A 17,716-nucleotide genomic window follows, 5' to 3' on the forward strand; every position below is an offset into this window, starting at 1 on the left:
ACGCGTTCAGGCCATACGCGTTCAGGCCGTGCGCAGTGGGCGGAAGCAGGCGCGCACCTCGTCGGCGAAGATCGCGGGCTCTTCCCAGGCGGCGAAGTGGCCGCCGCTGCCGACCTCGTTGAAGTAGGCGGCGCCGGGGTAGACCGTCTCGACCCAGCTTCGCGGGGCGGCCCAGATCTCGCCGGGGAAGGTCGTGAAGCCGACCGGGACCGTGACCGGCGGGGGTGCCTGGCCGGACGCCGTGGCCGCGGCGACGAAACGGCCGAACTCCCAGTACCAGCGGGCGGCCGACGCGCCCGTGCCGGTCAGCCAGTAGAGCGTGATGTTGTCGACGACGCTGGAGCGGGTGAGACCGCCGACCGGCTCCTTGTCGACGAACGCGCGAGCGATCTTGTAGTAGCTGTCGGTGTCGTGGTCGAGCATCCAGGCGGCCAGGCCGATCGGTGAGTCGAGCAGGGAATAGCCGATCGTCTGCGGCCGGGTCGACTGCTCGAGGAAATAGGCGAAGCCGTCCGTGGTGAACTCGTTGAGCTTGGCCAGCGCCGCCTTCTCCGCCTCCGTGTTCGCGGGCAGGATGTCCTTGATCCCTATCGCGTTCGCAAGCAGGTTGACGTGGATGCCGAGCAGACCGGGCAGGCCCATGCGGCCCATCGCGTCGGTGACCGCGGCCCCGACGTCACCGCCCTGCGCGACGTAGCGCGGGTACCCGAGTCGGTTCATCAGTTCGTTCCAGGCCTGGCCGATGCGGCCGTTCTCCCAGCCGAGCTCGGTCGGCTGGCCCGAGAAGCCGTACCCGGGCAGTGACGGCAGCACGAGGTGGAACGCGTCGGATGCCTGGCCGCCGTGCGCGGTGGGGTCGGTGAGCGGGCCGACGACGCCGAGCAGTTCGGCGACCGAGCCGGGCCAGCCGTGCGTCATGATCAGTGGGAGGGCGTCCTCGTGCGGGGAGCGTACGTGGATGAAGTGGATGTCGACGCCGTCGATCGTGGTCGTGAACTGCGGCAGGGCGTTGAACTTCGCCTCGAAGGCGCGCCAGTCGTGCTCGCTCGACCAATAGCGGGCCAGCTCCTGGATCGTCGCGAGCTGCACGCCCTGGGAGCGGTCGTCGACCAGTTCCCGGGTCGGCCAGCGGGTGGCCGCTATCCGGCGGCGCAAGTCTGCGATCGTTTCCTCCGGCGTGTCGAGCCGGAAGGGACGAATCTCGTTGTCGGCCATCTCTTCCCACCTCACGGTAGGGCGACCGGCGCCGGGGTTCCGGCGACCTTGGTCGGTCCCCGGTCATGGTCGCGCGCCGGCCACGCCGGTCGCGCCCGTGAAGTGACTGGTCCTGCGGGCCGACCTGGTGATTCGAGGACGCGCTAGTTCGCCGAGGCCGGGGTCCGGGGCGCGGCCGCGGCGGTGGCGCCCCGCGGAAAAGCGAGCGCGACGATCCCGGCGCCGCACGCCGCGAGGAGCAGCCAGGCCATCCAGCCGCGGGCGTCGAAGGCTGCGGGAAGCGGGTCGCCGGGCCGGGCGGCGATGACGGTCCCGACGATCGCCACGCCGAACGCCGAGCCGACCTGTTTCGCGGTCGAGATCAGGCTGGCGGCCACCCCGGCCCGGTCGTCGGGCAGGTCGGAGATGGCCGTGTCGTTCACCGGCGCGTTCAACATGCCATACCCGACCCCGAAGACGGCGTACGGAATGAGCAGTAGCAGGACGGGCGCGGTCGGGGTCAGCAGCACGAGCAGCAGCGACCCCACGGCCATCGACGTGCCCGCGATCAGCAGCGGGGAACGGGCGCCGACGCTGCCCATCATGCGGCCCGAGAGGGGTGCCGCGATCACGGTCGCCACGGCCAACGGCAGGGTCAGCACGCCGGCCATCGAGGCGGCCAGGCCGCGTACCTCCTGAAGGTAGAGGGTGTTGGCGAAGAGCAGGCCGCCGAACGCCAGGAACCCGAGCACGGCGATGACGAACGCGACCGTGAACGAGCGGACCTTGAACAACGGCAGCGGAACCAGCGGCTGGGGCCGGCGACGTTCGGCGAAGAGCAGGAACAGCAGCGCCACGACGGCGACGACCAAGCAGCCCAGAACGGGCAGGGACACCAGACCGAAGCGCGGGGTCTCGATGATGGCGAAGATCAGCGTGGACAGGAGGACGATCACGGCGATCTGACCGGGCGGGTCGAGCGGCCGAGGCTTGGCGGCGCGGGATTCGGGCACCAGCAGAAGGGTCAGCACGAACGCCGCGATGCCCGTGGGCACGTTGATCCAGAAGATCGAACGCCAGCCGATCGAGTCGATGAGGAAGCCGCCGAGCAGTGGTCCGGCGGCGATGCCCGCGCCGCTGACCGCGGCCCAGATGCCGATGACACGGGCACGTTCGGCCGGGGCCACGAACACGTTGGTGATGATGGCCAGCGCCACCGGGGTCATCGCCGAACCGCCGACCGCCTGGAACATGCGGAACACGATCAGCCAGTTGTCGCTGGGGGCCACGCTGCACAGCAGTGAGCCGCTGGTGAAGACGGCCAGCCCGGCGGCGAAGACACGTTTGCGGCCGATCCGGTCGGCCAGCGAGCCCGAGAGCAGCAGCAACGAGGCCAGGACGAGCAGGTAGGCGTCGACCGTCCACTGGAGTTTCGAGACGCTCGAGTCGAGCTCGCGGGCGATCGAGGGCAGCGCGACGTTCACGATGGTGCTGTCCAGCGAGACGAGGAACAGACTGCTGCAACAGACCGCCAGGACCGTGTAACGCCGGTTGCTCACCCGCGGAACGTTCCACCGCGACGGCGTGCTTACACGGTGATCGCAGTCACGGGGTCAGGTCGTGGCGGCGAAGCGTTGCACCATTTCGGTGGGGCCGGCGACGACGAGCTCGGAGTTCTCGGGGACGACGGCCTCCGGCGCGGCATAGACGAAATCGGATCCGTGCGTCTTGATGCCGACGACGGTCACGCCGTGCTTGGAGCGCAGCGCGAGGTCGGTCAGCGTACGCCCGGCGGAGTCGCGCGGCGCCCGGGTCTTGGCGATCGCGAAGCCGTCGTCGAACTCGATGAAGTCGAGCATGCGGCTGGCGATCAGGTGGGCCACCCGCTCCCCCATCGTCGCCTCGGGGTAGATGACGTGATGCGCGCCGACCGAGCGCAGGATGCGGCCGTGCTTGGCCGAGACCGCCTTGGCCCAGATGTCGCGCAGGCCCAGCTCGCTGAGGGTGAGCACGGTCAGCACGCTGGCCTCGATGTCGTTGCCGATGCCGACCACGGCCCGGGTGAACTCCTTGATGCCGACCTGCAGCAGCGCGTCCTCGTCGGTCGAGTCGGCCTGCACGACGTGGGTCAGCTGGTCGGACCAGCGCTGCACGATGTCGGCGTTCTCGTCGATGCCGAGCACCTCGTGGCCGAGCGCCAGCAGCGACTCGGCGACCTGCCCACCGAAGCGGCCCAGGCCGATGACGACGACGTTCTCGTCGCGCGCGATGTCTTTCTCAGCCAACGAGGGGTCGCTCCTCCGGGTAGCGGTATCGCCGGTGGCGGGTGCTGAGCGCCAGCGCGGAGGCGACGGCGATCGTCCCGACCCGGCCGATGAACATCATCGCACTGAGAACCAACTGACTCGACTGCGGCAGTTCGGCGGCGAGCCCGGTGGTCAGGCCGGCGGTGCTGAACGCCGACATCACCTCGAACAGAGCGCGGTCGAACGCCACCCCCGAGGTGATGCCGAGGACGAGCAGGGTGCCGATCGCGACGGTGGCGACACCGAGCAGGGCGACGGCGGTGGCCTGGCGCTGGGTCGACTCGGCGATGCGGCGGCGCCCGATGACGACGTCACGTTCGCCGCGCACCTCGGTCCAGATGACGTACGCGAGAAGGAAAAAGGTGGTGACCTTGATGCCGCCGGCCGTGCTCGCGCTGCCACCGCCGACGAACATGAGCCCGATGGTGATCGCGAGGGTGTCCTCGTTCATCGCGCCGTAGTCGACGGTGTTGAAGCCGCCCGAGCGAGGGATGGTGCCCTGGACGAAGGCGGCCAGGATCTTTCCGGGTACGCCGAGGGGGCCGAGCGTGCCGTCGTTGTTCCACTCGAGCGCGAGCACGGTGGCGAAGCCCAGCGCCAGCAGAACGAGCGAACCCCACACGGTGAGGCGGGTGTGGGTCGACCAGGAGGCGGGGCGGCGCATGCGACGGCCGACCTCGTAGAGCACGGGCACACCGATGCCGCCGACGATCACGCCGAGGGTCAGCGGGACGCAGATCCACCAGTCGCTGACGAAGCTGGTCAAACCGTCGCTGCGCAGGGAGAAGCCGCAGTTGTTGAACGCCTGGACAGCGTTGAACACGCCCTGCCAGAGGGCACTTCCGAGGGGTACGTCGTAGAACAGCGTGAGACGGGCGGTGACGATCGCGGCGATCACGGTCTCGGTCGCGAACATGACGGCGGCCGCGAGGATGAGCACCTGCCGCAGGTCGCCGTGGGCCAGGCCGCTGCTGGTCTCGACGCCGGCCATGATCCGGCCGCGCAGGCCGAGCCGCTGAGAGACGAGCAGGCCGAGCAGGGTCGCGATCGTGGTGATGCCGAAGCCGCCGGTCTGGGTCAGAACGGCGATCAGCACGTGACCGAGGCCGGACCAGTAGGTGGCGGTGTCGACCGTCGACATGCCCGACGTGGTGATGGCCGAGGTGGCGGTGAACAGGGCGGTATGCAGGGGCGCGGCGCCGGGCTCGGCGCGGGAGGCGGGTAACGACAGCAGCGCGGTCCCGACCACGACGGCCCCCACGAACGCCACCGTCACGGTTCGCGCCGGACGCGGACGGGCCGATCGCATCAGGCAGTTATACCGCAGGCCCGATCTTGCTCTTCGAATTGGCGCTCTCGTCACATCCACTGCCGGGAAACTGGCCCTACGCGTCCCACGACCGATTACCTCAGAGGTAATCGCCGCGCGCCGCGCCGGCTAGCACGATCGGGGCATGACTGCTTACGCGATCGCCCACCTGCGGACCCCTACAGCCCACGAGGACGTCTTCACCTACATCGAGAGGATCCAGGAGACGATGGATCCGTATGGAGGGGTCTTCCTGGTTCACGGGGCGGAGGTCGAGGTCCTCGAAGGGGCGTGGCCAGGGACGGTCGTGATCCTGTCCTTCCCTGACGTGGAGGCAGCCCGTGGCTGGTATGCGTCGCCTGCCTATCAGGAGATCCTGCCGTTGCGGACCCGGCACATCGACGGGGACACCCTGATCGTCGAGGGGGTTCCTTCGGGGTACTCGGCGCGGGTCACCGCGGGGCGGCTTCGGGCGGCCGCCGCCTGACGGTGGTTGCGGTGGGACGGCCACGGCCGAGGTGCCCCAGGCCGGGGTGGGTCATGCGTTCGAACCGTGCCGCCTGCGGTCGGCGCTGCGCGCCTGTCAGGGGGAATCGGCTGGGTCGTCGCGGAAAGTCAGGCCTGCTGCGTCCAATGCTGCGCGGAGGTTTCGAAGCGCGTACGGGCCGACGCCGTGCAGTGCCCGCACCTCGCCGGCGGTGAGGCCGGCTACCTGTTCCAGGCGGAGGACGCCGCGGGCGGTCAACGCTCGGGTCGCGGGGGCGCCGAGGTGGGGCAGTGGGGTGCCTGGTTCCGGTGCCGGCCGAGGGCCGTCGGGGCGTGGAAGGCCCTCGTGGTCGAGCAGGGCGGCACCGCGCGGTGAGAGCCGGTAGCCGATGTCCAGGGACTCGGTCAGTCCTCGTTCCTTGAGCTTTCGTACGTTCTGCTTGAACGACGGGGTGTCGCGGTCCATCCGCTGGGCGAGGTCAGGGGCTCGGGTGGCGGGGAGTTCGTCGATCAGCAGCAGGGTCGGGCGGGTCCACGGGCCGGTCGGTGAGGCGCGGTCGAGGCGGTCGAGCCAGGCTCCGATCGCGTCGAGCTCCTGGGCGTCGGGGATCGCCTCGCGCAGCGCCTGGCGTGGGTCGGCGCCGGCGTACCGCAGGCCGATCCGGTAGACCGGGCGGTCGGCGTGCAGGCGGTACAGGCCCTGCCGCAGCGCGACCAACGAAGCCGCGCCGGCCCGGCGGGCATCGGCGGCGGTCAACGAGCTCACCGGCACGCGGTCGACGGACGTGACCTCGATCAGGCCCACCGCGGTGCGCATGCGGGTGCCGACCCTGAGCCGAGGGCGCTCCCACCGGCGGAACGCCACATCGACATCACCGGCCCGGATCGCCGCCAGCTCCGCGGGACGCATCTGCATGCCAACCAGTTCAGCACACCACGATCCATCCGACCGTTCCACAGCGACTCTGGGTGGCACACGACCGACACGATAGCGGGCTTCCTCACGAGCCAATACGAAGAAAGGGTGCGTACCAAACAGTTCGCCTGGCGTCACACCGCGTGGCGTCACGGGCGGGCGATGACGGCCAGCGTCAGGACGATGGGGAACTCCTTGTCCATCTGCCCCAGGAGTAGTACCACCAGCCGGTCGTGGCGTCGCCAGGACGGGAATGGCTCGTCGCCGGCGAACAGGGCCAAGTCGTACTCGAACGGCGAGAGGCTTTCGTGATCTGCCCAGAACCGTTCGAGCTCCGCCGAGAACGAGTACGGTCGGGGCGGACCCCAGATCGCCGCCAGCGCGTCGGCTGCCCGCCGGCGCCGACTCTCGAGGTCGGCGTACACCCGCTCGTAGATGTCGCCGATCGTGCCATCGTCGTCGGCCGGCGTCTCGTACAGACTCGGGCTCGAGGCGATCGGCAGGAAGTGGCCGCCCGGCACGGACTCGGTCTCGCCGACGAGCCACGCCCCGCTGCTGGGACCATCAGTGGGGACCGGCCGCGTGACCAGGTCTCGGGCCGCGACCACGAGGCTGTCGTCGTCCACGCGGCGATGATATTCACCTGCGGCGCCATCTCGCGCGGAGGACATGGCCGGCGGATGCCCGCTCATGGGCAGTTCAGCGCGTCGCGGGCCGGCACGGGTTGCACCGATAGCGGCGGCGATCAGCTCACTGAAAAGATGGAGACCCCGAGCAGCCGGCATCGCTGTCGGCCGCAGGAGCTCAGGCGGTGGCCGCAGCAACTGCCGAGCAATGCAGGGGTTACGGTGGATCATCAGTAATCCGAGGATGAGGCTGCAGATGATTGATATGCAGGAGTTCGCGCGGCGACTGAGCTATCTCGGAGCTGACGCGTTCACCAGTGGCGACGTCGTCGACCTGGCGACCGCCGCTGATGTTCGTATCAGCGCTGACCTCGAGATCGACGCCGCTTTGGCGCAGCGCTTGCTCGACCAGATCTCGCCCCCGCTGCCGGTCACCGCAGCGCAGCTCACAGCGTCGCAATGGCCGCCACGCACGTCCTCCCGGCCTGCGGCGCCTTCGGTGTCGTTCTCCAGCCCCGGCGCCGTGGACGGCCCGTCAGATCAGCCGTCGCGACCCCGCAGTTCCGGGCCCGCGCGTGGCGGTCGGCGACCGGGCTCTCGACGAACTGGCCGGTGAAACGACCGGCCCACGGCGCTCCTTGTACGGAGCGCACGACGGTATGGCAGGCCGAGGAGACCAGGCGGCCTACCTGCCCGATTCGACGGTCCTGTTGAGGAAGGACGCTGCCTGAGTGCTCTGTGTCACGAGAACCGCCGCGAGAGCCGGGTAGGCCGCTACAGTCTCCCCGGTCTATTAGGTAAGCCTAAGTTGAGGTTCGGGTGCGGCGGCGGGTTGTGGTGCTGGGCGGGGTGATCCTGCTCGTTCTGGTGGTGGTGGCCAGTCTCGCGGTCGGCAGCAACCCGATCGGGCCGGTGAAGGTCTGGCACGCGCTGGTCTCACCGGACGGCGGGGAGACCTCGACCATCGTCTGGGATCTGCGAGTTCCCCGTACGCTGCTCGGCCTCACCGTCGGCGCGGCGCTGGCCGCCGCCGGGGTGCTGCTGCAGGCTCTCACCCGCAATCCGCTCGCCGAGCCGCGCATTCTCGGGATCAGCGCCGGCGCATCCCTCGGCGTCGTCGCCGCGATCACCCTGTTCGGGGTGGGCAGCCTGACCGGCTACGTCTGGTTCGGCATCGCGGGAGCGTTCGGCGCGGGCCTGCTGGTCACCGGCATCGCGGCCCGCGCCGGCCAGGGCAACTCACCGGTCACGCTCGCCCTGGTCGGGGCGGCCCTCGACGCCAGCCTCGGGGCGATCACCGCGGGCATTCTCAGCGTGAACGCCCGTACGTTCGAGGAGTTCCGTTACTGGGTGGTCGGCGGACTGTCCGGACGCGACGCCGACATCGCCGCCCAGGTAGCGCCGTTCCTGCTGGCCGGGCTGCTGCTCGCGGCCGTGGTCGCGCGGGGGCTGGATGCTCTTTCCCTGGGCGACGACGTGGCCCGCGGTCTGGGAACCCGGGTCGGTCTCGTACGCGTCGGCGCCGGGCTTGCCGCGGTCGTGCTCACGGGCGCGGGCGTTGCCGCCGCCGGGCCGATCGCGTTCGTCGGGCTCGCGGTGCCGCATCTCGCGCGGGCGCTGGTCGGCGTCGATCAGCGCTGGGTGCTGGCCGTGTCGGTGCTGCTCGGGCCGGTGCTGCTGCTCGCCGCCGACGTGATCGGGCGCGTGGTCGCGCCGCCCGGCGAGGTCTCCGCCGGCATCATCACCGCGCTGGTCGGCGCGCCGCTGCTCGCCCTGCTGGTCACCCGGGCCAAGGTGGTCGCCGCGTGAGAGTCAAGGGCCGGACCGTGGCCGTCTCGGCGATCATCCTGGTGCTGCTGGTCGTCGCCTTCGTGGTCGCGTTGTGCCTGGGCAAGCCGTACGTGGCGCCGGGTGATGTGCTGCGCTCCCTGTTCGGCGAGGTGACGCCGTACGACGTGGTGGTTCAACGGTTGAGGCTGCCGCGCGTGGTGCTGGCCGTCGTCGTGGGTGCGTGTTTCGGGGTGGCCGGTGCGCTGATCCAGAGCGTCGCCCGCAACCCCCTGGCCAGCCCGGACGTCGTCGGCATCACGCAAGGTGCGGGCCTGGCCGCCACGATCGCGCTGACCAGCGGGGCGGCGGCGGTCGTCATCGCCCCGGCGGCTCTGGGTGGTGGCCTGCTCGCCGCGGCGGTCGTGCTCGGGCTCGGTGCGCGGCACGGGCTGGCCGCTCAACGGTTCGTGCTGGCCGGGGTCGCGGTCGCCATCGCGCTGCGCGCCCTCACCGAGATCGTCATGCTCACCGCCGAGCCGATCGACGGGCAGCGGGCGCACATCTGGCTGGTCGGCACGCTCGCTGGGCGCGGCTGGACCGAGACGTCCTGGCTCGCGATCACCCTGCTGGTGCTGCTGCCCGTGCTGGCCTGGGCGGGCTGGGCCTTGAGAACGAGCGCGCTCGACGACGACACCGCCAAAGGCCTGGGCGTACGGCCGGTGGCTCGCCGGGCGGGTCTCGCAGCGGTCGGCGTGCTGCTCGCCGCGATGGTGACCGCCCAGGTCGGTGCGGTCGACTTCGTCGCGCTCGTCGCGCCGCAGGTGGCCCGTCGCCTCGTGCGGGCCGAACGTCCGCCGCTGATCGCCGCCGCGCTGACCGGATCGCTGCTGGTCGTGCTGGCCGACCTGGCCGGGCGTCTGCTGTTCGCGCCGACCCAACTGCCGGCCGGCGTGATCACCGCCGCGATCGGCGGCCCCTACCTGCTGTTCCTGCTGGTCCGGAGGAAGTCGTGAAGCTGATCGCCCGGGATCTGTCCGCCGGTTACGGCCCCCGCTCCGTCTTCGAGAACCTCGGCGTCGAACTGCCGGCCGGGGCGTTCACGGTGATCGTCGGGCCCAACGCCTGCGGCAAGTCGACCCTGCTGCGTACGCTGGCCCGCCTGCTCCCGGTGCGCCACGGCAGCGTGTTGCTGGACGGCGCCGACATCCACTCGCTGCCCACGCGTGAGGTCGCCCGGCGACTGGGCGTGCTGCCGCAGAGCCCGCTGGTGCCCGAGGGCGTCACCGTGCGCGACCTGGTCGGGCGGGGTCGTCAGCCGCACCAGAGCTGGTGGCGGCAGTGGTCCGACCAGGACAGCGCCGCCGTTCACGAGGCGATGGGGCAGGCCGGCGTCGGCGACCTCGCGACCCGGGCGGTCGACCAGCTCTCCGGCGGTCAGCGGCAGCGGGTCTGGATCGCGATGACGCTCGCCCAGCAGACCGAGGCGCTGCTGCTCGACGAGCCCACCACCTTCCTCGACCTGGCCCACCAGGTGGAGGTGCTCGACCTGCTCGGCCGCATGCGCGACGACGGCCGCACCGTGGTCGCCGTGCTGCACGACCTCAACCAGGCCGCCCGCTACGCCGACCACCTGGTCGCGATGCGCGACGGCCGGGTCGTGGCCTCCGGTGCGCCGCGCGAGATCGTCACCGCGGAACTCGTACGGAATGTCTTCGGGCTCGACTGTGTGGTCGTGCCGTGCCCCGTAACCGGTGCGCCCCTCGTGGTGCCCGCCTGAAAGGAAAACCCTGTGCGCCGTAGCGCCACCCTCCTGGTCGCGGCGGCTCTCGCCGCGACCACCGCCCTGGCCGCGTGCTCCAGTGACCCCGTCGCCGAATCGGCCGGCGGCGAGACCCAGCAGATCACCCACGCGATGGGCACCACCGCCGTCCCCGCGCACCCGAAGAGGGTCGTCGTCCTCGACACCGACAAGGTCGACACCGCGGTCAGCCTCGGCGTGCCCCTGGTCGGCGCCACCCAGCCGCCGGAGGTCGACACCTTCCCGGCGTACCTCGGTGACCTCTCCAGCGTGAAGAACGTCGGCGAGATCTCCGAGCCCGACCTCGAGGCGATCGCCGCGCTCAAGCCCGATCTGATCCTGGGCAGCAAGTTCCGGCAGGAGAAGTTCTACGACGAGCTGTCGGCCATCGCGCCGACCGTCTTCACCGAGCGCGTCGGCATCACCTGGAAGGAGAACTTCCTGCTCGACGGCAAGGCTCTCGGCCAGGAGCAGAAGGCCAAGGACCTGCTCAACACGTACGAGACCCGCGCCAAGGACCTGGGCAAGACGATCCCGGACGCCGCGAACGTCAAGGTCTCCATCGTACGGTTCATGCCGTCGGAGATCCGTGTCTACGGGCCGGAGGGCTTCAGCGGCATCGTGATCGGCGACGTCGGCCTGGGCCGCCCCGAGCGCCAGAAGCTCGCGAACAAGGACGACAAGCGGTTCGACAAGGTCAGCCCCGAACGGATCGCCGACCTCGACGGCGACGTCATCTTCGTGACCGCGCAGGGCCCGACGGCCGAGGCGCAGAAGAAGAAGGTCGTCGACGGCAACCTGTGGAAGGAGCTGTCGGCCGTCAAGGCGGGCCAGGCGTACGACGTCCCGGCCGAGGTGTGGATGACCGGCATCGGCGTGACCGCGGCCGGCCAGATCCTCGACGACGTCGAGAAGAACCTGCCGAAGGCCTGACCTACGGGTGAAGCTGGGCGTGGACACTGCGCGGCGCCGGGACGTCGAGGTCGCCGTGCGGTGGATGCACTCGTTGCCCGGCCGGCCTGACGCCGTTCCTGACCGTTACGGCGGCGAGCAGGCCGGCCACCACGCACAGGGCGGCGCAAATGACGGCGGCCGTGTGAAAACCGGTCACGAACTGCGCGGGACGGGCGTAGGCGGCTTCGGTGATGCCGGCCGCGGCCGGTAGCACGGCGACCGCGATCAGGCCGGCGGCGCGGGCGACGTCGTTGTTCACCGCTGACGCCACGCCCGCGTGCCGCGCCGGGACGGCGGCCAGAACGGTGGAGGTCAGCGGCGACACGGTGACGGCCAGCCCGATCCCCAGGACGGTGACGGCCGGCAACACCTCGGTCAGGTAGGACCCGGCCGATCCGATCCGGGTGAACAGGATCAGGCCGAGCCCGATGAGGACGGGGCCGAGGCTCATCTGCAGTCTCGGCCCGATGCGGGCGGCCAGGGCACCGGAGCGGGCGGACAGCGCAAGCATGGCGGCGGTTACCGGAAGCAGGGAGAGCCCGGCCTGCAGCGGCGTGTAGCCGGAGACCTGTTGCAGCTCCAGCGGCAGCAGAAAGAGGGCTCCGCCGAGCGCCCCGTAGACGATGAAGGTCACCACGTTGGTCGCGCTGAACTGGGCCGACGAGAACAGGTGCAGCGGCAGGATCGGCGTCCGGGCGCGCCGTTCCCACCCGATGAAAGCGACCAGCAGGGCGCCGCCCAGGACCACCGCGGCGAGCACCGGACCGCTGCTCCAGCCGTGGGCGGACCCTTGGATGAGTCCGTAGGTGAGCCCGACCAGACCCAGCGTGGCGGCCAGGCCACCGACCAGATCGACGCGTCCCGTGGTTGCCGCGTCCCGCGACTCCGGGACGTATCTGCGGGCCACGAGAACCACGGCCACGGCGATCGGCAGGTTGATCGCGAAGATCCATCGCCAGGACGCCGCCTGGACGAGCCATCCACCGAGGAACGGCCCGATGGCGCCGGCCACCCCGCTCAGGCCGGACCAGGCGCCGATGGCCTTGCCGCGGTCGGCCGGCACGAAAACGGCCTCCAGGATGGCCAGGCTGCCCGGTGTCAGCAGCGCCGCGCCGACTCCTTGCAGCGCCCGTGCCCCGATCAGCGTCGACGGGTCCCACGCCACGCAGCACAGCAGGGAGGCGACGGCGAACCAGACGACACCGACAGTGAAGACGCGCCGGCGACCGTACCGGTCACCCAGGGCTCCGGCCACCAGCAGGAGGCCGGCCAACGTCAGGGTGTAGGCGGTGACCACCCACTGCAGGGTGGCCAGGCCGGTGCCGAAGTCGCGGCCGATGGCCGGCAGGGCGATGCCGACGACGGTGGTGCTGATGGAGGCGATCGCCGAGCCACCCACCGTCGCGGCCAGCACCCAGCGGCCCTGACTGCTGCCGAAGGTCAACGCAGGGGAAGTTTGTTTCACGCGGTAACGACCGGACACGATCCGCACTCGTGACAATCCGGCCGAGGTCAGACCATCGCCAGCAGGCCGTTCGTGAGGACGGCCGGGGTCAGGTGGCGGTAGCCAACCGAGTCGAACAGTACCGTCAGCTCGTGTTCGTCGCGGGTCAGCAGCACGCCCGGACCCCACAACTTGTGTTCCACGCGCACGCCCTCACCGCCCGTCGGAGTCCACGTGCGGGCCGGTGAGGGCGCGGCCGCGTCGTTGTCGCAGTGGCCGCACGGGGCCGGGTAGTGCTCGCCGAAGTAGGCCAGCAGCTCGGCCCGGCGGCACTGCACGGTCTCGGCGTAGTGGCGGGCCGCGTCGATCTGGCTCGACAGGATGGTCTGGCGGCGGTCGCCCGAGGCCAGCACCGAGTCGGCCGCGGTCGCCGGGACCGGGGTGCCGATGACCACGCCGTCGTGCCCGTCCGGGGTCAGGAAGTGCAGCTCGATCAGCTCCTCGACCACGCGCTGCACCGCCGTGCGGCTGACCCCCGCCGCCTTCGCGAGCCCGCCCAGCTCGACCCGGCCGTGCGCGCGTTCCAGATGGTCGACAACGGCCGTCACCGTTCCCACCGGCGTACGCGCCCGCGACGCCAGCAGACGCGGGATGCGTACGGCCCGGGCGTCGTGGATCAGCACGACGGCGGCCGGCTGCCCGTCCCGTCCGCCGCGCCCGATCTCCTGGTAGTACTCGTCGAGGCTGCCCGGGACGCCCGCGTGCACCACCGTACGGATGTCTGGTTTGTCGATGCCCATGCCGAAGGCGCTCGTGGCGACCACGACGTCGAGCTCGCCCGCGAAGAAGGCGTCCTGAATCCGCGCACGCTCGGCCGACGGCACTCCCGCGTGATAGGCGGCGACCTTGTACGCGTCCAGGCACAGACGGTCGGCCAGTTCCTCACAGTGGGCGTGCGTGAGGGCGTACACCAGGGCCGGGGTCTGCTGGGCGAGCATCACCTCGACCGTGCGGTCCTCAAGAGCCTGAGCCTCCGGTACGTCTTGACGCGTGAGCCGCACGGCCAGGCTCAGGTTGGGCCGGTCGAACCCGGCCACCACGACCTTGGGATCGCTCATGCGCAGCCGGCGGGTGATGTCGGCCTGCACGGGCGGGGCGGCGGTCGCGGTCAGGGCCAGCACCGGCGGACGGCCCAGACCGTCGACGACGTCGGCCAGCCGCAGGTAGTCGGGCCGGAAGTCGTGCCCCCACTGGCTGATCAGGTGCGCCTCGTCGACGGCGACCAGCGTGATCGGGCGTACGCCGTCGGAGATCGCCGCGACCGTCTCGGCGTTCGCGAGCTGTTCCGGCCCGAGAAGCACGAAATCGGCCTCGCCGTCCCGAATCGCCGTCAGCGCCTCGGTGCGTTCGGCCCGGTGCAGCGCCGAGTTGACCATGCGGGCCTTGATCTGCCGCGCGGTCAGCGAGCGCAACTGATCGCGCTGCAGGGCCAGCAGCGGCGACACGACGACCGTCGTCCCGCCCCGGGCGAGACCGGCCACCTGGTAGATCGCGCTCTTGCCGCTGCCCGTCGGCAGCACGGCCAGGGTGTCGCGACCCCCGGCGACCGCGGCTGCCGGCTCCTGCTGGGCGGGCCGCAGGGTGAAGCCGAGAACCGACTGCGCGATGCTGTTGATGTCCGGCACCTGTCCGAGTCTGGCTCGGTGCCCTCAAAATCGCCACGGCAATGCCGATACGTGTGGTGTGCCGCGTCCACGCGTTCGATCATGGCAAGTCGTTCTCGGTGCCATCACCCTGCTGGCGATTCCGGTCCTGGTGCTGCCCCAGGCGTCCCGTCCGCGGTGGCCTTCCTGACCGGCGCCGTCGTGCTGGCGGCCGGTCTGACCACCGGCGCCCGATCGCTGAAACCCGGCGAACGCGGCGCCTGGGTGCCGTGGATCATCGGCGTCAGCTGCGCCCTGATCGGCTACCTGCCGTGGGCCGCCACGAGCCTGCTCGGCATGTCGGCCACCATCGGCAACCTGGCGGTCCCCCTCTGGGCCGGCGTCTACTTCTGGCTGGCCGTGGCCATCGTCTGCATGATCAAGCAGCGGGCGCTGCCGCGCTCCGAGCGCATCGCGCTGGCCAAGGACGTCGGTGTGGTCGTCGCCGCCGCGACCGTCTTCGCCTGGCACGTGCTGATCGAGCCGGCGTTGGACGGCAACGTGACAGCGGACGAGTGGGCGCTGATCGCCGCGTTCTGCTATCCCCTGGGCGACATCACCGTCCTGGTGCTCGGCCTGACCCTGCTGCTCACCCCCGGACGGCCGTCGACCGCCGAACGGCTGATGCTGTGGAGCTTCGCCGGCTGCCTTACGGTCGACATCACGCAGGTGGTGCTGCCGATGGTCGCCCCCGACGCCGGCTTCGCCTGGTACATCCCCAGCTACATGATCATCAACGGCTTGATGGCCGCCGCCGTGCTGCACCCGAGCCGCAGCCGCGTGACCGGGCCGGTGCTGCAGGCCGGCGCGACCCCCGGCATGCGCGGCTGGCGGATGATCCTGCTCGGCAGCGCGCTCAGCGCCGTCGGCCTCAGCGTGATCCTGATGCCGCACTCCGGCTGGAACCGGCTGCAGACCGCGGCGGCGATGCTCATCATGATCGCGGTGATCCTCTCCCGGCTCCAGCGCGCCGTCGCCGACCTGGCCAGCGCCGAACAGACCATGCGCCACCAGGCGACCCACGACCAGCTGACCGGCGTCGCCAACCGAGCCCGCCTGATGGACGAGATGCGCCACGCCGTCACCAAGTCCCCGACCCTGTTCTTCGTCGACCTGGACGGCTTCAAGGCGATCAACGACACCCGAGGCCACCACACCGGCGACATAGTGCTGAAGGCAGTGGCCGAACGCCTCACCAGCATCGTCCGCAGCACCGACAGCGTGGCCCGCCTGGGCGGCGACGAGTTCGTCGTGGTCTGCACAGGCCTGGGCCCCGACGAGGTAACCGCCCTGGCCGCCCGCATCGAACGCACCCTGTCTTCGCCGATCGCTGGCGACGGCGGCCCGGTAACCGTCGGTTCCTCGATCGGCATCCTGACCCTGCCGCACACCGCCGCCGATCCCTCCGCCGCCGACGACCTGATCAGCGACCTACTGCGTACGGCCGACGCCGCGATGTACGAGGCCAAGCGAGACGGCGGCGGCACTAAAATCGTCGAGTACGCCCTCAGCGCCTGACAACCTGCCACTTCGCCCAGGCCAGCTCGGACAGGATCGCGACCAGCGGTGGGATGAACGCGGGTTTCAGTTCGCCCCGCTTCTCGGCGACGCCTCCCTCGGCACTCAGTCGCCAGACGCCGAAGGGGTTACCCCACTGCGAGCTGCCGCAGGCACGGTACAGAGGCCCCGGCGCGCCGGCACGACGGACACGACGCTCAACCCCCAGTCGACTCCCGGACAATGGGGAGATGACATTGCCGTTCCCCTCGCCGACGACCCCCGCATCAGGACGTGCCGAGATCTTCCTGGGCTACCTCGAATACTTTCGGGAGACACTGCTGTCCAAGGTGTCCGCACTACCTGACGACGCGTTGCGGCGCAGCCGGCTTCCTTCCGGGTGGACTCCCCTCGAGCTGATCAAACATCTGCGCTACGTCGAGCTCCGCTGGATCGAGTGGGGCTTCGAGGGCATCGACATAGACAAGCCATGGGCCGACCGGCGCGAGGATCGCTGGTACGTGGAGCCCGACGAGACACGCGACAGCCTGACATCGTCACTCCGTGCTCAAGGACGACACACCGCGTCCGTAGTCACGAGCAACGACCTTGAGACGGTCGGAGCTCCCGGTCCGAGATGGGACGGAGCGGCGCCACCGACGCTGGAGCGCGTGCTCTTCCACCTCGTGCAGGAGTACGCCCGTCATCTCGGGCACCTCGACATCGTTGCTGAACTCGCCGATGGGCCGGTCGGCGAGTAGCGCATTCCGTCGACCTGACGAGAACTCTTCCGGGTCGAAACCAGAGGCGACGCCGCGCTGCAAGACCTTTACCCATGATGGGCCCCCGACCGCTGCCCGACCTCCCGGCCCGCGTCTGGGGTGATACAGGGCGGAAGCGGATCAACATAGTTACGCATCTGGATGGTCTCAGTCGTCGGTGTTGGCTGCTTGCGCGGGCCAGACGACTGCCTCCAACTTTCCGCCGAGCGCTGCGTTGAGTTTCGCGATGTCGGCCGGGCGTCCGTTGACCAAGATTGGACGGCGTGCGCCGCTCAGGAGGGGGAGATCGACCGGAGAGTCGCTGTACGCGATGTCCCAGGGCGCGATGATGCCCCGAGCGGCGAGTTGTCGCAGCTTCTCGGCCCCGCGGTTGTGAACGCTTCCGCTCGGGCTCAGCAGACGGGACCCGATGAGTTCCGCCGTGGACAACCTGAGTTGGTCGAGTACGGAGCGCGCCAAGGTCTCTTCGGACGCGGTGACGACAACGACTCGGTCGCCGTCGGCGAGGTGTTGCTGAAGCGCGTTCACGCCGGCTGCGATGATACGTCCGGGCTCGTGGGCCAAAGCCGGTCCGAAGTCGGCGAGTCGCTGGTGCAGTACCTCGGAGCGAAGGCCGAACGTTCCGATCCTGGTCACCAGCCGGGCCGCCCGGGCCCACTGACCCGGAAGCAGCGCGAGGAAGATGACGGCCGGCAGCGCCAGGACAGCAAGCACGGCTCTCCAGCCGCGCAGCGCACGGCGCCGAAGGAACAGGGCGAACGAGTCTCCGCGGACCAGAACGCCATCGAAGTCGAACAACACGGTTCTCATCAGGATCGCCAAAGTACCTGACCGCGAAGGCACGCAGCGCCAGCCGCAAGCGGCCTGGTTCGAACGCCTGACCCACCACTCGGCTGCGCCCGGGTGACGGTAGTCCCAGCGCAACCACCGT

17 protein-coding genes are annotated in these 17,716 nt (G+C 70.3%); 8 read left to right on the forward strand and 9 right to left on the reverse strand.

What is annotated here, in order from left to right:
• Window positions 1-21 precede the first annotated feature (21 nt).
• The 4 genes from EER30_RS23880 to EER30_RS23895 form a co-directional block, all read right to left on the reverse strand.
• Window positions 22-1,215, reverse strand: coding sequence for an epoxide hydrolase family protein (locus EER30_RS23880; RefSeq protein WP_127502735.1), 1,194 nt, complete (start codon window positions 1,213-1,215; stop codon window positions 22-24).
• Window positions 1,216-1,358: 143 nt separating this feature from the next.
• Window positions 1,359-2,753: a DHA2 family efflux MFS transporter permease subunit gene (locus EER30_RS23885; protein WP_127502736.1), complete on the reverse strand. Its 1,395-nt coding sequence runs from the start codon at window positions 2,751-2,753 to the stop codon at window positions 1,359-1,361.
• A gap of 54 nt (window positions 2,754-2,807) precedes the next feature.
• Entirely contained in the window at window positions 2,808-3,479 is a 672-nt protein-coding gene (locus tag EER30_RS23890; RefSeq protein WP_127502737.1) for a potassium channel family protein, read from the reverse strand.
• Window positions 3,472-4,809 carry a TrkH family potassium uptake protein gene (locus tag EER30_RS23895; protein WP_127502738.1) on the reverse strand — a complete coding sequence of 446 codons (1,338 nt, stop codon included), beginning with the start codon at window positions 4,807-4,809 and terminating at the stop codon, window positions 3,472-3,474. The genes EER30_RS23890 and EER30_RS23895 overlap by 8 nt, the downstream gene beginning before the upstream one ends.
• A 145-nt stretch (window positions 4,810-4,954) precedes the next feature.
• Between EER30_RS23895 and EER30_RS23900 the strand changes: the two genes are divergently transcribed.
• A complete protein-coding gene (locus EER30_RS23900; protein ID WP_127502739.1) occupies window positions 4,955-5,296 on the forward strand; it encodes a DUF1330 domain-containing protein in 342 nt (113 codons plus the stop codon).
• Between the two features lie 96 nt (window positions 5,297-5,392).
• On the opposite strand, the gene EER30_RS23905 is transcribed toward EER30_RS23900, so the two are convergent.
• Both EER30_RS23905 and EER30_RS23910 read right to left on the reverse strand, forming a co-directional pair.
• A complete protein-coding gene (locus tag EER30_RS23905; protein WP_127502740.1) occupies window positions 5,393-6,211 on the reverse strand; it encodes a hypothetical protein in 819 nt (272 codons plus the stop codon).
• A 149-nt stretch (window positions 6,212-6,360) separates the two neighbouring features.
• Window positions 6,361-6,837, reverse strand: a complete 477-nt coding sequence (locus EER30_RS23910) for a hypothetical protein (RefSeq protein ID WP_127502741.1) — start codon at window positions 6,835-6,837, stop codon at window positions 6,361-6,363.
• A gap of 244 nt (window positions 6,838-7,081) precedes the next feature.
• Between EER30_RS23910 and EER30_RS23915 the strand changes: the two genes are divergently transcribed.
• The 5 genes from EER30_RS23915 (at window position 7,082) to EER30_RS23935 (ending at window position 11,338) form a co-directional block, all read left to right on the forward strand.
• Window positions 7,082-7,453: a hypothetical protein gene (locus tag EER30_RS23915; RefSeq protein WP_127502742.1), complete on the forward strand. Its 372-nt coding sequence runs from the start codon at window positions 7,082-7,084 to the stop codon at window positions 7,451-7,453.
• A gap of 203 nt (window positions 7,454-7,656) precedes the next feature.
• Entirely contained in the window at window positions 7,657-8,646 is a 990-nt protein-coding gene (locus tag EER30_RS23920) for a FecCD family ABC transporter permease (protein ID WP_205650383.1), read from the forward strand.
• Window positions 8,643-9,620: a FecCD family ABC transporter permease gene (locus EER30_RS23925; protein WP_127502743.1), complete on the forward strand. Its 978-nt coding sequence runs from the start codon at window positions 8,643-8,645 to the stop codon at window positions 9,618-9,620. The genes EER30_RS23920 and EER30_RS23925 overlap by 4 nt, the downstream gene beginning before the upstream one ends.
• On the forward strand, window positions 9,617-10,384 hold the full coding sequence (locus EER30_RS23930) for an ABC transporter ATP-binding protein (protein WP_127502744.1): 768 nt from the start codon (window positions 9,617-9,619) through the stop codon (window positions 10,382-10,384). The genes EER30_RS23925 and EER30_RS23930 overlap by 4 nt, the downstream gene beginning before the upstream one ends.
• Before the next feature lie 12 nt (window positions 10,385-10,396).
• Entirely contained in the window at window positions 10,397-11,338 is a 942-nt protein-coding gene (locus EER30_RS23935; RefSeq protein ID WP_127502745.1) for an ABC transporter substrate-binding protein, read from the forward strand.
• 1 nt (window position 11,339) lies between these two features.
• Here EER30_RS23935 and EER30_RS23940 read toward each other — a convergent pair whose 3' ends face one another.
• Window positions 11,340-12,824, reverse strand: a complete 1,485-nt coding sequence (locus tag EER30_RS23940) for a DHA2 family efflux MFS transporter permease subunit (protein WP_127502746.1) — start codon at window positions 12,822-12,824, stop codon at window positions 11,340-11,342.
• Window positions 12,825-12,871: 47 nt separating this feature from the next.
• A complete protein-coding gene (locus EER30_RS23945; protein WP_127502747.1) occupies window positions 12,872-14,488 on the reverse strand; it encodes a RecQ family ATP-dependent DNA helicase in 1,617 nt (538 codons plus the stop codon).
• A 156-nt stretch (window positions 14,489-14,644) separates the two neighbouring features.
• On the opposite strand from EER30_RS23945, the gene EER30_RS23950 reads away from it, so the two are divergent.
• Together EER30_RS23950 and EER30_RS23955 are read left to right on the forward strand one after the other, a co-directional pair.
• Window positions 14,645-16,024: a GGDEF domain-containing protein gene (locus EER30_RS23950; protein ID WP_164842461.1), complete on the forward strand. Its 1,380-nt coding sequence runs from the start codon at window positions 14,645-14,647 to the stop codon at window positions 16,022-16,024.
• Window positions 16,025-16,254: 230 nt separating this feature from the next.
• The gene (locus EER30_RS23955) at window positions 16,255-16,764 is read left to right on the forward strand and encodes a mycothiol transferase (RefSeq protein WP_127502749.1); all 510 of its coding nucleotides are present in this window, start codon (window positions 16,255-16,257) and stop codon (window positions 16,762-16,764) included.
• A gap of 168 nt (window positions 16,765-16,932) precedes the next feature.
• Here the strand turns inward: EER30_RS23955 and EER30_RS23960 are convergent, their stop codons facing one another.
• Complete coding sequence (locus EER30_RS23960) at window positions 16,933-17,595, reverse strand: haloacid dehalogenase-like hydrolase (RefSeq protein ID WP_127502750.1); 663 nt, start codon at window positions 17,593-17,595, stop codon at window positions 16,933-16,935.
• Window positions 17,596-17,716: the final 121 nt, after the last annotated feature.

The organism is Actinoplanes solisilvae (assembly GCF_003999975.1).
GTDB lineage: Bacteria > Actinomycetota > Actinomycetes > Mycobacteriales > Micromonosporaceae > Actinoplanes > Actinoplanes solisilvae.

Bases quoted from the DNA above. Each gene is read 5' to 3' on its own strand.
- EER30_RS23900 (WP_127502739.1), top strand. From the start codon at position 4,955: ATGACTGCTTACGCGATCGCCCACCTGCGGACCCCTACAGCCCACGAG.
- EER30_RS23955 (WP_127502749.1), top strand. From the start codon at position 16,255: ATGACATTGCCGTTCCCCTCGCCGACGACCCCCGCATCAGGACGTGCC.
- EER30_RS23880 (WP_127502735.1), bottom strand. From the start codon at position 1,215: ATGGCCGACAACGAGATTCGTCCCTTCCGGCTCGACACGCCGGAGGAA.
- EER30_RS23905 (WP_127502740.1), bottom strand. From the start codon at position 6,211: ATGCAGATGCGTCCCGCGGAGCTGGCGGCGATCCGGGCCGGTGATGTC.
- EER30_RS23895 (WP_127502738.1), bottom strand. From the start codon at position 4,809: ATGCGATCGGCCCGTCCGCGTCCGGCGCGAACCGTGACGGTGGCGTTC.
- EER30_RS23960 (WP_127502750.1), bottom strand. From the start codon at position 17,595: ATGAGAACCGTGTTGTTCGACTTCGATGGCGTTCTGGTCCGCGGAGAC.
- EER30_RS23915 (WP_127502742.1), top strand. From the start codon at position 7,082: ATGAGGCTGCAGATGATTGATATGCAGGAGTTCGCGCGGCGACTGAGC.